The organism is Commensalibacter sp. M0133 (assembly GCF_016101485.1).
Classification (GTDB): domain Bacteria; phylum Pseudomonadota; class Alphaproteobacteria; order Acetobacterales; family Acetobacteraceae; genus Commensalibacter; species Commensalibacter melissae.
This window is the reverse complement of the sequence record NZ_JACFQI010000001.1, coordinates 922,656-937,925: the sequence shown is the minus strand read 5'-3', so window position 1 is coordinate 937,925 and position 15,270 is coordinate 922,656. Positions and strand designations below refer to the sequence as shown.

14 protein-coding genes and 1 other RNA gene are annotated in these 15,270 nt (G+C 39.8%); 2 read left to right on the top strand and 13 right to left on the bottom strand.

Annotated features, from left to right (window positions below; translation table 11 throughout):
* From mraY to zwf, 11 genes are all read right to left on the bottom strand, one after another.
* Positions 1-1,092, bottom strand: a complete 1,092-nt coding sequence (gene mraY, locus H3T46_RS04245) for a phospho-N-acetylmuramoyl-pentapeptide-transferase (protein WP_198197481.1) — start codon at positions 1,090-1,092, stop codon at positions 1-3.
* Positions 1,092-2,483 (bottom strand): UDP-N-acetylmuramoyl-tripeptide--D-alanyl-D-alanine ligase, encoded by a 1,392-nt coding sequence (murF, locus tag H3T46_RS04240; protein ID WP_198197479.1) that lies wholly within the window; start codon positions 2,481-2,483, stop codon positions 1,092-1,094. Before murF ends, mraY begins: the two co-directional genes overlap by 1 nt.
* The gene (locus tag H3T46_RS04235) at positions 2,480-3,946 is read right to left on the bottom strand and encodes a UDP-N-acetylmuramoyl-L-alanyl-D-glutamate--2,6-diaminopimelate ligase (RefSeq protein ID WP_198197477.1); all 1,467 of its coding nucleotides are present in this window, start codon (positions 3,944-3,946) and stop codon (positions 2,480-2,482) included. Before H3T46_RS04235 ends, murF begins: the two co-directional genes overlap by 4 nt.
* A 16-nt stretch (positions 3,947-3,962) precedes the next feature.
* The gene (locus tag H3T46_RS04230; RefSeq protein ID WP_122123951.1) at positions 3,963-5,918 is read right to left on the bottom strand and encodes a penicillin-binding protein 2; all 1,956 of its coding nucleotides are present in this window, start codon (positions 5,916-5,918) and stop codon (positions 3,963-3,965) included.
* Between the two features lie 20 nt (positions 5,919-5,938).
* The gene (locus tag H3T46_RS04225) at positions 5,939-6,931 is read right to left on the bottom strand and encodes a hypothetical protein (protein ID WP_198197476.1); all 993 of its coding nucleotides are present in this window, start codon (positions 6,929-6,931) and stop codon (positions 5,939-5,941) included.
* Positions 6,931-7,908: a 16S rRNA (cytosine(1402)-N(4))-methyltransferase RsmH gene (gene rsmH / locus H3T46_RS04220; RefSeq protein WP_198197473.1), complete on the bottom strand. Its 978-nt coding sequence runs from the start codon at positions 7,906-7,908 to the stop codon at positions 6,931-6,933. The genes H3T46_RS04225 and rsmH overlap by 1 nt, the downstream gene beginning before the upstream one ends.
* Before the next feature lie 2 nt (positions 7,909-7,910).
* Positions 7,911-8,393, bottom strand: coding sequence for a division/cell wall cluster transcriptional repressor MraZ (gene mraZ / locus H3T46_RS04215; RefSeq protein WP_122123948.1), 483 nt, complete (start codon positions 8,391-8,393; stop codon positions 7,911-7,913).
* Positions 8,394-8,610: 217 nt separating this feature from the next.
* Positions 8,611-9,003: RNase P RNA component class A (gene rnpB / locus H3T46_RS04210), an RNA gene on the bottom strand.
* Positions 9,004-9,074: 71 nt separating this feature from the next.
* Entirely contained in the window at positions 9,075-9,686 is a 612-nt protein-coding gene (petA, locus tag H3T46_RS04205) for a ubiquinol-cytochrome c reductase iron-sulfur subunit (protein ID WP_198197471.1), read from the bottom strand.
* A gap of 24 nt (positions 9,687-9,710) precedes the next feature.
* Positions 9,711-10,148 carry a hypothetical protein gene (locus H3T46_RS04200; protein WP_198197469.1) on the bottom strand — a complete coding sequence of 146 codons (438 nt, stop codon included), beginning with the start codon at positions 10,146-10,148 and terminating at the stop codon, positions 9,711-9,713.
* 297 nt (positions 10,149-10,445) lie between these two features.
* Entirely contained in the window at positions 10,446-11,921 is a 1,476-nt protein-coding gene (gene zwf / locus H3T46_RS04195; RefSeq protein WP_155567217.1) for a glucose-6-phosphate dehydrogenase, read from the bottom strand.
* A gap of 258 nt (positions 11,922-12,179) precedes the next feature.
* Here zwf and H3T46_RS04190 point away from each other — a divergent pair, with 258 nt between their 5' ends.
* Together H3T46_RS04190 and H3T46_RS04185 are read left to right on the top strand one after the other, a co-directional pair.
* Entirely contained in the window at positions 12,180-12,440 is a 261-nt protein-coding gene (locus H3T46_RS04190; protein WP_110438455.1) for a DUF2312 domain-containing protein, read from the top strand.
* Between the two features lie 37 nt (positions 12,441-12,477).
* Entirely contained in the window at positions 12,478-13,068 is a 591-nt protein-coding gene (locus H3T46_RS04185; RefSeq protein WP_155580772.1) for a hypothetical protein, read from the top strand.
* Here the strand turns inward: H3T46_RS04185 and proB are convergent.
* The gene (gene proB, locus H3T46_RS04180; RefSeq protein ID WP_198197467.1) at positions 13,043-14,191 is read right to left on the bottom strand and encodes a glutamate 5-kinase; all 1,149 of its coding nucleotides are present in this window, start codon (positions 14,189-14,191) and stop codon (positions 13,043-13,045) included. The two genes, H3T46_RS04185 and proB, sit on opposite strands and share 26 nt — an antisense overlap.
* Complete coding sequence (obgE, locus tag H3T46_RS04175) at positions 14,191-15,225, bottom strand: GTPase ObgE (RefSeq protein WP_155569533.1); 1,035 nt, start codon at positions 15,223-15,225, stop codon at positions 14,191-14,193. Before obgE ends, proB begins: the two co-directional genes overlap by 1 nt.
* Between the last annotated feature and the right edge of the window lie 45 nt (positions 15,226-15,270).

Sequence of the window (15,270 nt, the reverse complement as noted above, 5' to 3'; positions counted from 1 at the left end):
TTAACGCAGTTTCAATGTTGCTAAACCAATAATGCCTAAAATAATGGAAATAATCCAGAAACGAATAACAATTTTTGATTCGGCCCATCCTTTTTTTTCAAAATGGTGATGTAAAGGTGCCATGAGAAAGATTCTTGTTTTAGTTTTTTTATACCATGCGACTTGAATAATGACGGATAGCGTTTCAATTACAAATAAACCGCCGACGATACACAAGACCAGCTCATGTTTTACGGCAACGGCAACAGATCCAATGGCGCCACCCAATGAAAGAGAGCCTGTGTCCCCCATAAAAACAGAAGCCGGAGGGGCGTTAAACCATAAAAATCCTAGTCCTGCCCCTATGACAGCAGCACAGAATATGGCCAACTCCCCAGTTTTAGGAATAAAATGCAATTGTAGATAATCGGCAAAAACACTATTTCCGACAATATAGGCAATCAGTGCAAAAACAAAAAAGGAGATAACAACTGGAACAATGGCAAGCCCGTCAAGTCCATCCGTGAAATTAACCGCATTACCAAAACCACTTATGACAATCATCCCAAAAAGAGGGAAAAAATAGCCCAATGGAATAAGGACATTTTTAAGAAAAGGAAGCGCTAGATCATTGGCCATTCCTGAAGGGGTCAGTTGTTGTAAAAAATAAGTTGCAACCAGTGAGATTAAAAATTCCCCGCCCAAACGTGTGCGTTTACTTAATCCATCACTGTTATGTTTTGCCAGTTTTTTATAATCATCAAAAAAACCTATCAGGCCAAATCCAAAGGTGACAAATAGTACGATCCAGATAAATCCGTTGGTCAGGTCAGCCCATAAAAGCGTTGAAATTAATAAAGTGGATAAAATTAAAATTCCTCCCATAGTAGGAGTTCCTGCTTTTTCTTTCAAATGCCGTTCCGGGCCAAGGGCACGAATGGGCTGACCTTCACGCTGAATCTGGTGAAGTTTGGCTATTATATAGGGACCCAACCAAATGCTAAGGAAAAAAGCCGTGAAACAGGCGGCAACAGCACGAAATGTTATATAACGAAAAAGATTAAGTAAAAAGGCATAGGCCAGCCTATGATGCATAATCAGATCATATAGCATTAATTTTTCCTTTGATTCATTTTTTGAGTTAACGCCCTAACAATTTTTTCCATATGCATTCCATGACTTCCTTTCACCAGAACAGTGTCTCGATCTTGCAATTGCTGATGAATGAAAGGGATTAGCTGTTCTGCATTTTTACACCATTTCCCTTGTATAGGTCGGGGAAGTTGATCAAATACAATTTTCATTGAGGAGCCGCAAGTAAAAACAAGATCAGAATTCTGTATAATACTGGGAATCAAGGAGAGATGCTCCTTTTCGCTATATTCACCCAGTTCGAATATATCCCCTAAAACTGCGATACGTCGTTTGGGACTCAATAATGTCAGGGTTTTTAATGCGGCCTGAATTGAAAGGGTTGATGCATTATAGCTTTCATCTAGAAGAATTCCTGTTTTATCTATCAAAGGTAAGATTTCTCCTCGTCCTGACCCAGCTGTAAATTGATGCAGGGCGGTAATTGCCTGTTGCAAATCGAGTTTCAAGGAGAATACTGCACCGAGTACAAGGGAGGCATCATGAATGAGATGTTGTCCGGGAGACGCAAGAGAGACGGAAAAGGTTTCATTAACTGTTTTAAATTTGAAGATTGAATAATCTGCATCAAGATTTATGGATCGGATTTGAAAATCAGCCTTTTCTGATAAACCTGTTCTGTAAAGATAAACATGATATTGTATTGCTCGTTTTTCAAATAAAGTGAAATCATAAACTGTTTCAGGCAGAATAAGGATGCCGTTTTTTGACAGAGCGGTGATAATCTGGCTTTTTTCCTCGGCAATTGCATCCAGGGTTTTCATCAATCCAAGATGGGAGGATGATACCGTAGTAATAATTGCTATGTCAGGTTTCACCATGGCAGCAAGGGGCGCTATTTCGCCACTGTGGTTCATGCCAATTTCACTGATACAATAGTCGGCATCAGAGGGAAGCCTTGCCAAAGTGAGGGGAACGCCCAGATGGTTATTATATGAACCTTCGGCAGCATGAATTTTTCCAAAAGGCTGCAAAGCGTTTTTAAGCATTTCCTTTGTTGTGGTTTTACCGACACTTCCAGTGATCGCTATGGTTTTTCCATGAAAACGCTGTCTGGCATAAATCCCCATTTTTGTAAGGGCATGTAACGTATCCGAGACAATTAAAAAGGGTAATTGACTGTTAAATTGGGAAGGAATATGCGTGACAATGACACAAGATGCTCCATTGGCAAGAGCCTGTTGAATATAGTCGTGACCATCGCTATTTTCACCTTGAATGGCAATAAAGATATCCCCGGGTCGTAAGGTTCTGGTATCAATGGAGACACCCGTTCCATGTATGGCCTGATGAATGGATAAGGCACCTCCAGTGGCCTGGATAAGATCAGTTTCGTTCCAAAGGAATGTCATAAATATCTCATATATTTCTGTACTATTTTTACATCATCAAAACGATGGATAGTATTCCCGATAATCTGGCCTTGTTCATGCCCCTTACCAGCAATAACTAAAATATCGCCAGGTTGAAGTTTTTTTACTGTTTGTGCAATGGCCTCTTCTCTGCCAGCGATTTCAACGGCCCGTGGAAAACCTTTTTTAATTTCATTACGGATCAGTGCGGGATTTTCATGCCGGGGATTATCATCCGTAATAATGACATGGTCTGCATATTTCCCCGCCTCAAGAGCCATCAGAGGGCGTTTGCCTTTGTCACGGTTTCCACCTGCCCCAAATATAATATATAACTCATGATGAACATGTGGACGCAAAGATTGTAAAAGATGGGTCAATGCATCAGGTGTATGGGCATAGTCAACATAAACAGTTGCCCCATTTGGTAAGATGGCAGCCTGTTCCATGCGTCCTTTCACGCCTTTTAGTTTGGGAAGTAGAGGAACAAGGGATTCAAGATGTTCAGAATCTTTTGCGATAAGTGCCATAGAAAGTAGAATATTATCTATCTGGTAACGGCCAAGTAAAGAAAGGGTTGTTGTAACACGGTTTCCTGAAGCTGTTTTATAGGTTATTTCCTGACCATGGGGTAAGGGTTTAACATGATTTAGACGCAAAAAATTTCCTTTGATGCCAACTAGTCTCAATTGTTGTTTTCTTTTTTTTATTATATTTAATAATGTTTCAAGAACGGATGCATTCATATCACTGTTCAATGCGGCAATGGCATTTGATGGTAATATATCTGTAAATAATCTTTGTTTTGCCTGAAAATATGCTTCAAAACTGTGATGGTAATCCAGATGATCCCGGGTTAGATTTGTAAAAGCTGCCGCTTCTAATTCAATATTGTCAAGCCGATATTGAGCCAATCCATGTGAAGATGCTTCCATGGCAACATGTGTTACATGTTTTTTGGAAAGATTTTGCATAATTTCATGTAAAATAATAGTGTCAGGTGTGGTTAATACCGGTCCTGTATAATGATAGCCAGCATTATTGAGAACGCCCAAAGTGCCAATTGAAGCGGATTTCAGATTTTCCAGTTCCCATAACTGTCTGGCAAAATTGACGGTGCTTGTTTTACCATTTGTACCTGTAACCGCTATTTTATGATGGGGTAACTTCGGATAAAATAAGGAAGTTATTTTTGCTATCACTTGACGGGGATTATCACAGTAAATGGGAACGCACTGGCTCGGCAAATCCATGTTTGACCCATTGGTCAAGAGAATCGTATTGGCTCCATTTTCAATGGCCTGTTGAATGAATGCTTGTCCATCAAGCTGATTTCCAGGCAAAGCGGCAAAAAGAAAATCTTTTTGCACTTTCCGGCTGTCCAGTGCAATTCCCCTTATTTCATGATTGGGGAAATAATCGGGAATATTGATATAGGATCGTAATGTATCAAGTGAAATCATGGTAAAATGAAACTGATTATTCTGAAGGGGAAGAGGATGATATATTTTTGTGTCTAGATTTTGTTTTTAATGCGGATTTTGTTTGTCGATTAAGGCGAGGATCGCCCGGATCATTTCCTGGACCGAGAGCTTTTACTCCTCTAGGAACCGCAGGACGTAGAGGAATGGATAACTCATTATCTATCCTTCCGGCGTTCTTTATATCTGGAAATAATCCAAGCATGGGTCCAATACGTGCAATGATTTTGGATACAGTTGGTGCCGCATTCCATCCGGCTGTTGTCCAGCCATGGGTAAATTTGGTTGGCTTTGGACTATCCAGCATGACATAGACAGCATATCGGGGATTGTTCATCGGAAAAACAGCAGTGAAGGCTGATACATTGACATGTTTTAAATAACCCCCACCTTTTCCCACTTTTTCACTGGTACCAGTTTTCCCTCCTACAAAATAACCTGGAACCTCTGCGTTTTTGCCCGTTCCCTGTGTAACATCTAAACGAAGTATTTTCCTTAGAATAAGGGAATTTTTATCGGAAATAACTTTTTCTCCATCAGGTATGTCAGTTCTAGATGAGGTTGGATCAATAATTACCGGAGGCATTGTCTCATCCTGTCTTGATAATAGAGTGGGCCTGATCAGGTAACCGTCATTCACTGTTGCCGCGGTTCCTCGAACAATGGCTAAAGGGGATTGTGCGATACCGTGACCAAAGGCGACAGTCATGATGGTGGATATTCCCCAATTTCTGGCAGAAGGCACCAAAGGACGACCTGCTTCGGGTAGTTCAATTGGAACGCGTGCTAAAAAACCCATTCTTTGTAACCAGGCACGCTGTTTTTCTCCCCCAACATCAAGGGCGATGTGTGCAGATGCAGGGTTTGAGGAATAGGCCAATACTTCAGGTAAGGAAAGATAGGGAGCAAAATGATCTGTTTTCAAGTCGTGAATGGTAAAGCGACCCACTCTGACTGGTGCTGTTGCAAAACGGTCCCAAATATGTATACCGCCAACTTCCAAAGCCATAGCTGCGTTTTGAAGCTTAAAGGTTGATCCAGGTTCGTACATCCCGTTTGTGGCGCGATTGAATCTTTGATTTGGGGGGGCTTTATTGAAAAAATTTGCATCATAATCGGGTAAACTCACCATTGCCAGAATTTCCCCGGTATGAACATCCATGATAATACCGCATGCAGCTTCTGCCTGAAAAGTTTGCATCGCTGCCTCCACTTCTTCCTGTACCGCGGTTTGAACATGCGTATCAATGGATAATCTTAAAGAGGAATGATCATTCATCAAGCGCTGGTCAAGATATTTTTCAATACCTGCAATACCGTGATCATCAATATCCACGCTGCCGAGAATATGGGCTGCCAATCGTCCTAGTGGATAATGTCTGCGTTCGCCACTTTCAAAATAAATTCCTGGAATGCCAAGGTTATTGATATCAATTTCCTGTTTTGGAGAGATATCGCGAGCTATATAAACAAACTGTTTTTTAGACGAGAGTCTTTGAGTGGTTTTTTCAAGATTTAGATTGGGGAGAATGGATTTCAGTTTTTGAGCAACATTGTCAGGGTCAATAATTTCGACAGGATTTGCATATAACTGTGCCACGGGGAGAGAGATGGCCAAAATCTGTCCATTTCTGTCAATAATAGAGGCTCTGTGGATTTGAGGTAACGAAAAATCTCCAGCAATGGTTCCTTTTGGATCGCTAATTGGAATTGGGGGAACCTGGGGAGCGATTTGCTGTTTTTGAGGGGGCAAAGGTGCTATGATGGTTGCGAAAATTAATTTTAGCATAACCGCGCCATAAATGACGCAGAAGCCGCATGCTGTGATAAATAAGCGAAGTCTGGTTTTATCTATTTGATAGGTATTAATTTTTTTTTTTTGATTTTTTTTTCTTTTTTCAAAGGATTGTCTATAAGGTTGACCCTTTTGTGAACCTTTTCCATAATTTATCATTTATTTTAACTTTATAGAATTCATTGAGAAAAAGGAACAGGTGCGGGTAGGGAATCATCAGCGTCGTCCCCAAAGGCTGATTCAGAATGATAATGCTGTTTTTGTTTGCTGTTTTGGGCGATTTTTACCGGCGTCGCATGTTTTGGTTTTGCTTTGGTTGATACGATGGTGTGTATTTCTTTTTTACCGATGGTGCTATTGTTATTCTTTTCTTTTACAATTGACATCGGCTCGGAACTGTCAGCAATTGAAAATGCTGGTCGAACTGCAGGTTTATGAGCGGATTTTTTGATTAAGGCTGTTGTTTTGATATTTTTTTTATCAATTCGTGGGATATCAGGGAAATCATTGGTTGCTAGATTTTCGTCATCATCCCTAACATTTTGAACAGGTTTGGTTCTGATAGGAGATTTTTTAATGTTTTTGTTTGAAATATCATCAGAGGAATCAATTGTATTGTTCGTTTTTTTAGCAGTGTAGATTTCGGGTTTTCTGGAAGGGGAATTGAAGGATGAAGATTGGTTTTCTTCATCCGAAGTGCTCGGTTTTGTTGGGGAGCCATTATGTTGCCTGGTCGTATTACTTGAATGTTGCCTGGTCGTATTACTTGAAACAATAGCAGGTTTGGGCTTGTCATCAGGGTTGTTCAAGGTTTGTCCATGATTATTAGCGACTGCAAGGAGCAGCTGTTTGCGTGTTTTATCTTCAATCTGTTCCTCTTGGATGGGAGGAAGCACATTGAGCAAGGATGACATTTGTACAAATTGAGTGGGAGCCAGAGGGTGCAATTTTGGCAGAAAGTTGTTGGCCAGAGTTTTTAAACGGTCAGGCTGATTAAGTAAAGTCCATTCTGTCCGTAACATTGCCGTCCGGGCTTTTAGCCGTTTCGTATCATGCACAATTTTGGCGATTTGATGATCCAGTACGGTGGTTTTATGTTTTTGAGTGTACAGGATCATTCCAGATAGGCCGGCAAGTACTGAGCAAAATAACGTTAATGGACGGATTATCATCAGGATATACTCCTTGTTTTCTGCCCTGCAAGACGTTTAATGGCTCGTAATTTCGCACTTCGTGAACGGGGATTTAAAAGGGCTTCATGTTTTGAAGGGCGAAGAGGCTTATGGGTTAGGGCTTCAAACTTAATCAGTTCGGATTTTTGATGTAGGGATTGAGGATGATGTCTTGAAGGACTTGCAATATTGCCAGTTGCCTGATTCATGATTTCTTTGACAATACGGTCTTCCAGGGAATGAAATGAGACAACAATCAGTTTTCCATCTGGTTTAAGAAGGGAAAGTGCACTTGTTAAGACTTGCCTGATTTGTGTCAATTCATCATTGACGGCAATTCTTAGCGCCTGAAAAGATCGAGTTGCGGGATTAATTTCATTTTTTTTGGACGGAACAATCCTTTTAATCAGGTTTGCCAGTTGTTGTGTTGTTTCAAAAGGTTTTTCAAGTCTATCCTGAATGATGGCTCGAGCGATACGACGTGAGAAACGTTCCTCACCATAATACCATAGAATATCTGCCAATTCGGTTTCGGACAACTGGTTAACAAGATCAGCCGCAGTTTTTCCAGATTTACTCATTCTCATATCCAGCGGTCCATCAAACCGGAATGAAAAACCTCTTTCTGCCTCGTCCAACTGAAAAGAGGAAACTCCCAGATCAAGAACAATACCATCCAGAGATTGGATGTTATTTTCATGAGCAAGCGTTTCAAGTTGAGCAAAATCCCCCTGTAAAAGACGAAGCGTGGGATAGTCGTCAACAATTTTTTGTCCTCGCCTGATGGCATCGGGATCACGATCAATTCCCCATATATTGCAATTGGCTGCGGAAAGAATGGCCTTGCTGTACCCACCTCCACCAAATGTTGCGTCAATATAAACCGCTTCGGATTTTGGTTGTAAAAGGTCAATTACTTCGTTAAGCATGACGGGGAAATGACCATTGATATCAATTGCTGAATAATTGTCGGCCATGATTATTGGTCCGCTTGCTCAGTTTTAGCCTTGGCGGCGTGTGGTAGAATGACCATTTTTGTTCGTTTAAGCACGGATTCATAATGTTTTTGTGCGGCTACAGGTTCCCAAATTTGGAAAATTGTCCCAAGTCCCATAAAAGTGACCTTATTGGTCAAGTTGGCATGTTGTTTTAGAATGTCAGGAAGGATAATCCTTCCCTCACGATCAACTTCAATAGGCCAGGCCTGAGCGTAAATAAGGGTTGCGAGGTCATTATGTTCTGTTGAAAGAATGTTGACATCATCCAATACGGCGGTCAGTTTGTTGAAAATTGCAAATGGCCATCCTTCGATACAGGGTAAAGTATGAGAGGGGCGAAGAATAAAGGAAAGTTCTTCCTTGGTGGTTTTTTCTTTGCGTAAATTTAAGCGGAAATTTGCTGGAATAGATACTCTTCCTTTGGCATCCAGTCGATTTTGATGTGATCCAAGGAACAAATTCATTACAGGCTATCCCAGATTTAATTTGAATTGATATTGATCTTTGCTTTTGTTTTACATTATAGCCTTTGGGATATCATGGGTAAATATGGGAGGTCAAATAATTACGTTGGAAATCACTTTTATTTCATGAAATCATGATTGAGATGTATATGAAGTATCGTTAAAATGCCGTAAAAATTATAGTTTTGCATCTTGATGGAAATTTATGGATAAAATTAAAATCAGATAGCGTGTAAGCCGGGTTCTGTTTTTATGAAACATAAATGATGATCATTCATCTTGAATACGATTCGCACCGTATTTCATGCAACCAACCCAGGTAACAGGGCGGAAAAACCCTGATTTAACTGTAAATCTGTTACCTCTATTAGGTTTTGCTCCCGGTGGGGTTTACCATGCCATTCCTGTTGCCAGTCATGCGGTGTGCTTTTACCACGCCTTTTCACCCTTACTTGCATTTATAAATAAATTGGCAAGCGGTTTGTTTTCTGCGGCACTTTCCCTAAGGTCACCCTCGCCAGTCGTTAACTGGCACCGTTTTTCCGTGGAGCCCGGACTTTCCTCTATTTACGATGCAGATCATGTAAATAGCGATCATCTGGCTATCTGATGGTGTTAAGATGTCGCTATTTCGTGCAAAAAGCAAGATGATTTTATAAAATATCCAACAGGTGAATGATTTTAAAGCTGCATTATGGATGTGAAATTAAAATTTTCCCCTTCTGGGTTTTCACCAATACGAAGAATTCCGGGTTTTAAAATTTTATAGGGGGGAACGGGAAGGTTATAAGGTGCTGGCACATTGTTATATACTCTTCCCGCCAAATCAAATTTAGATCCATGACACGCACAATTGTAATATCCGCCCAGTGAATTTCCCAAATTAAGGCTCGGAATACATCCGAGATGCGTGCATACACCAATCAAAACCGCAATTTCTGGCTGAATTGATCGGTGCCAGTTTCTTGTATAGGGAGGTTGTTGCAACTCTTTACTGCTTGGATCACGTAAACGGATCAAAAGTTCTTTGTCTTGTAAAAGTGCAAGTGTTTTGGCTGGACGATGAAGAATAAATACAGCATGTCCCTGCCACATAACGGTAATTTGCTGACCCTCTTTAAGCGAGGAAATATCAACATCCGTGTAATTATGAGTGATGGTGGTATTTTGAGTGTTTAAACTGTTTATAAAAGGCCATGTGCAAACCACACCTCCTACCGTTACTGAACTTGCGGTAAGCAGGGTTAGGAAACTACGACGTGGTACAGTAGGGGGAGAGGAAGATTGATTCATTATGAAAGTTGATATAATGATTATTTAATGAAGCGGATAAAAATGATTGGGTGTATTTTTATCAATTTGTATACTACCATTTTGCCTATTAACACGAAAGGTAAAAATTGTCGGGAAATTCTTTCTTGTATTCAGACATTCCTGATTGTGTTTTTCATGAATTTCAACATTTAAAATTGTTGATCCATCATCATTGTTGATCACGGGAATTAAGCATCTAAGAGGGATTTCTGTTAGATTTTTATCTGTGATGGTCTGTTTTAGATATTTTATTACAGATTGATTATTAGACCAGTCGATTTTCTGTCTTACAAACTGATCGGTCAATTGATCCAACCAACCCATTTCTTGGCAAAAAATAATACCGCCAGATAAGAGTAGCGCAACAATCACGCGTTGTATTATTCTTTTCTTTAAAGAGTTTCTTGATGGAGGAAATGCAGGTCTATCGGATTTTGTCATCAGTTTTTCAGATTGATCAAATAATGGGATTATATAATTAAGTTAAAAAATGAAACTGGATAATCAATATTGAGACTTTATTTAATTCAAAATGAAGTCGTTGCAAAGATCATTAAATAGAATGGAAAAGATAAAAACAAAAACCATGAATTCATTCTATAAATAATTTTTAGGTAGTTATTAATAAGTAAAAATTCATTAACATCTATCCATCTTATGGATTAAGTTTTTTATCTTTAAATGCAGTTTTTTAACCACCATGACTTGAATTGATAAAATCATGGTGATCAACAATCACTATTCTGTCATATTTTCGTGCCAAACATGATTTGCCCGATCTAATAGGTCAAGAGCTTCTTGTGGTCCCCAGCTACCAGCCTTATAATATGTTAATGGGGTTAGATTTTTTGCCCAACCATCAAGAATGGGTTCTATCCAGCGCCATGAAGCTTCGACTTCATCACGACGGATGAAAAGAATGGGGTCCCCTTTGACGACATCCATCAAAAGCCCTTCATAGGAATCGGGGTAGCGGATATGAAAGGCTGTAGGAAATTCGATATTGATTGAGGTGCTGCGTAAATTCGTATAGGTTTTTTGTGGATCCTTGATTTGCAGGGATAATGAAACACCTTCGTCTGGTTGAATACGAATCACAAGGCGGTTCGCTTTTGGTGGCGTGGCAAAAAGATTCCAGGCAGAGGGTTTGAACTGAATAATGATTTCACTGACCTTTTTTGCAAGCCTCTTTCCTGTTCTCAGGTAAAATGGTACACCTCCCCAACGGGCTGTATTGATTTCGGCTTTTAAAGTAATGAAAGTTTCTGTATTGCTTTGATCCTTACCAAGATCCTCAAGATATCCGGGTATTTTTTCATTTTTGTAAATGCATGATGTATATTGGCCGCGAACAGTATTATTCTTGATATCCTGTTCCGTCATGGGTTTTAAAGAACGAAGGACTTTTAACTTTTCATTTCTCAGGTCATCGGCATTTAATGAAATGGGAGGATCCATGGCCACCATACATAAAACCTGTAAAAGATGGTTTTGAACCATATCTCTTAATGCGCCAGCTCCATCATAATATCCACCCCGTTTACCCACCCCTACGGTTTCAGCAGCGGTGATCTGGACGTAGTCAATGGCATCCGAATTCCAAAGCCGTTCAAAAACTGGATTGGCGAAACGAAGAGCAATAACATTCTGAACAGTTTCCTTGCCAAGATAATGATCAATACGGTAGATATTATTTTCAGGGAAATGCTTGCCAACACGCTGGTTGATCTCTTCGGCAGTTTTTAACGAGGTTCCAATGGGTTTTTCAAGGATTATACGGGTTGTCGGAGTGATCAGTTTTTTCAATGCAAGATTGTCACAAATATCACCATACAATCTTGGTGCAGTCGCGAAATAAAAAATGCGAATATCATTAGCCTTGTTATGTTCGAATTTCGCTTGCAGTTCTGGCCAGTTGCTATCAGCTTCTGCACCATTTAAGCTGACGTAGGAAATAAGATTTAAAAAATTTCTAATATTTTCTGGGTCTTGATAGGATTCTTGAACAAATTCAACCAATCCGTCACGAATACGTTTTTTAAAATCATCGTCTGTCAAAGGTGATCTTGCTGTACCGATAATACGAGTTTGGGGTGGAATTTGTTTGTCCAGATAACGATAATACAATGCGGGTAATAATTTCCTTGCAGTTAGGTCGCCTGTTGCCCCAAAAATGATAATATCAAAAGGCGCATAGGCTTGTGTCTGTTCCATAAATTTGGTCTCTCTACATTCTATAAAGTTTAATTTTTGAATATTATTTTGAATCGTATATATTTTGTGAATCTACTCTGTAATATTTTTTTTGATAGTAACATGGTTTTCAAAACAGGAAAAAATATTCTTTAAATTTTCAAAGGATTAAAATTTTCATATTCTGAGGCTATTGGCGATTGACCTGGCATGCAGGGTTACGTAATGAATAGAAACAGCTTTAAATATATTTTAAAAAAATCAAAATAGGAAAAGTGGATGAATGAATTTGATAATAAACCCGAAGTCGGAGGGATCGCCGTTGATCGTCTTCGGACAATTGTTGAACGTATTGAGCGTTTGGAAGAGGAGCGAAAAGGGTTGGCAAATGATATCAAAGATATTTATGCTGAGGCAAAATCGGCGGGATTTGACGTTCCTGTAATCAGAAGGATAATTCGGGCACGTAAACAGGAGCCTGCTGAAGTGGAAGAACAGGAAACCCTTTTTGATGTTTATCGTCGTGCATTGGGTATGTAGTAGAATATAGATTTAATAAAATTGTTGAAATAATATCATGAATTTAACTTTTCCAGAGTGGATCCCTTCTTGGGCGCAGTTTGTTATCCTAATATTGACTGTTACTTTTGGAATTTGTTTTTTGTTTATGCCTTTTGCTGTTTTTGGGCTAAAAGGACGTTTAAATTATTTAAGTCAACAAATGGAGGATATTCAGGCCCAATTACGTATCTTGTTAAAGCGCACGGCTGATTTGCGGCCTCGTTCGGAAACTAAAATACAAGTGGTTGCCAATCATCGAGATGATACAGAAAAAGCAGGTAAAATAGAAAATTCAGAAAAAAAATTGTATGAGCCTGAAAATTATGTTTATCCCTTACCTGCCTTGAAAAAGCGTTTTGCAGCTTCTGATATTTCAAATCAGAATTCATGTGATGTATCGTGGTCATCCCTGAATAAATCCGGTGAGAATATTGGTAAGGTAGAGGTTAAGAAACCGGAAAATAACTTTGATAAGCAGGCTCAGAAAATTTATGTAGAAAATGGGGAGGGGGGATTATATGACCCTCCCTCTTCTCATGATGAAAAAAAGGAGATTATTAATTTAAAAAAACGTAAAGAACCTATTTTACGCTGGCCGCCGCTGTAAGTGGGGGAATAATCACCATATCATCATGATGGATAACCTCATTGGGGCCGTCCCAGCCCAGTTGGGAATTAATTTTATCAGTTTGAAGACCTATAATTTGAGTGATTTCTGAAGAATCATAAGCAGAAATACCATTTCCGACAATTTTTCCATTCTTGTTGGCAATTTTAATGATATCTCCCCGTTGGAAATGGCCTTCAACTTTGATAATACCGGCAGGCAATAAAGATTTTCCGTTTTTCAATGCTTTTTCCGCGCCATTATCAATAAAAATAGTGCCTTTGGTCGAGATGCTTCCAGCAATCCAGCGTTTACGGGCAGGATAGGGTTTGCGATTGGGAAGAAACCATGAACATCTTGCTCCTTCTTGAAGAGCCTTGAGAGGATGAAGCAGTTTTCCATAAGCGATTGCCATGGCACATCCTGCAGTTGTGGCTATTTTTGCGGCTGCCAGTTTTGTTGCCATGCCACCTGATGAATATCCAATTGGCGCCTTGCCTCCCATGGCGTAAATTTGTGGAGTAAGTTCAGGAATTGAGGCAAGATGTTTGGCTGATGGATTGGTTTTGGGATCTGCGGTATATAACCCGTCAATATCCGAGAAAAGGATAAGCCGGTCAGCTTTGACCATTTCTGCAACTCTTGCTGCCAACCGGTCATTATCTCCAAAACGAATTTCGGAAGTGGCAACGGTATCATTTTCGTTAATGATGGGAATGCAGTTTAATTTCAAAAGTGTTTCAATGGCTGAACGGGCATTGCTATATTGTAACCGCGTTTCCGTATCATCCAGAGTCAATAAAATTTGTGCAGTTGTGATTTTATGGGCAGCGAAAGCCTCATGCCAGGTCTGAGCCAGTTTGATTTGACCTATTGCGGCTGCTGCCTGTTTTTCATCGAGGCGAAGCTTATATCGATTTAATTTTAACTTGTAACGTGCCAAAGCGATCGCACCTGAAGATACAATTAAAATCTGGCAATTTTGCTGACGTAAATGGATTATATCTTCTATCAGGCTTTCTAGCCATGATTGACGAACGCAAGCATTTTTTCCGTCAATTAATAAGGCGCTGCCAATTTTTATGACAATTCTGCGGGCTTGGTTAAGATGTAGATTTTTCATTATATAGGACTGAAATGTTTTGATTTTAAAATTATATCCTGTTTATATTTTGTTATGTAGTTCTGTAAATAAAATAAAATTTCTTTCACCCCATTATGGGTAGCCCCTGAAAGAAGGAAAACCTTATGTCCACTTGCTTGTTCCAGCTCTTTTTGTTTTTGCAGAATTTCTTCAGGGGTAAGCAGATCAGTTTTATTAAGTCCAATCACTTCCCGTTTATTGGCAAGTTCCGTTTGATAGGATTCCAATTCATTGCGAATAATTTTCCAGTTGTTGACAACATCATCAGCTGTTGCATCGATAAGGTGCAATAGCATACTGCATCGTTCAACATGCCCTAGGAAACGATCACCTAATCCATTGCCTTCATGGGCTCCCTCAATGAGACCGGGTATATCTGTTAGGACAAATTCCTCAGTTGGTGACAATCTTACCATTCCCAGTTGTGGATGCAGGGTTGTAAACGGATAATCGGCAATTTTTGGCCGGGCAGCAGATGCAACAGAAAGAAAGGTTGATTTTCCTGCGTTGGGTAAGCCGACTAATCCTACATCGGCAATAAGCTTTAATCGCAACCAGACCCAACGTTCTTCTCCAGGCCAACCTTTATCAGCATGACGGGGTGCCCGGTTTGTGCTGGATTTGAAACGTGTATTGCCAAATCCTCCATCTCCTCCCCGACAAAGAACTATCTTTTTCCCTTTTTTATTTAGGTCTGCAAGCAAGGTTTCCTTATCTTCGGCAAATATTTGTGTGCCTATGGGAACTTTAATACAGATATTTTCTGCATTTGCACCAGTTTTATTGGCACCGGATCCATTTTGACCCTTTTTGGCACGGAAATGTTGGGTATAGCGAAAATCAATCAAAGTATTTAAATTGTCAACTGCCTCAAAAATGATATCGCCACCACGTCCGCCATCGCCTCCGTCCGGACCACCAAATTCAATATATTTCTCTCTTCTAAAGGCGACCGCACCATCGCCTCCATTTCCTGATTTAACATAGATCTTAGCTTGATCCAGAAATTTCATGTTTTAAAACCTTTAAAATAAAAGGGCCGATTCTTATTGAATCGA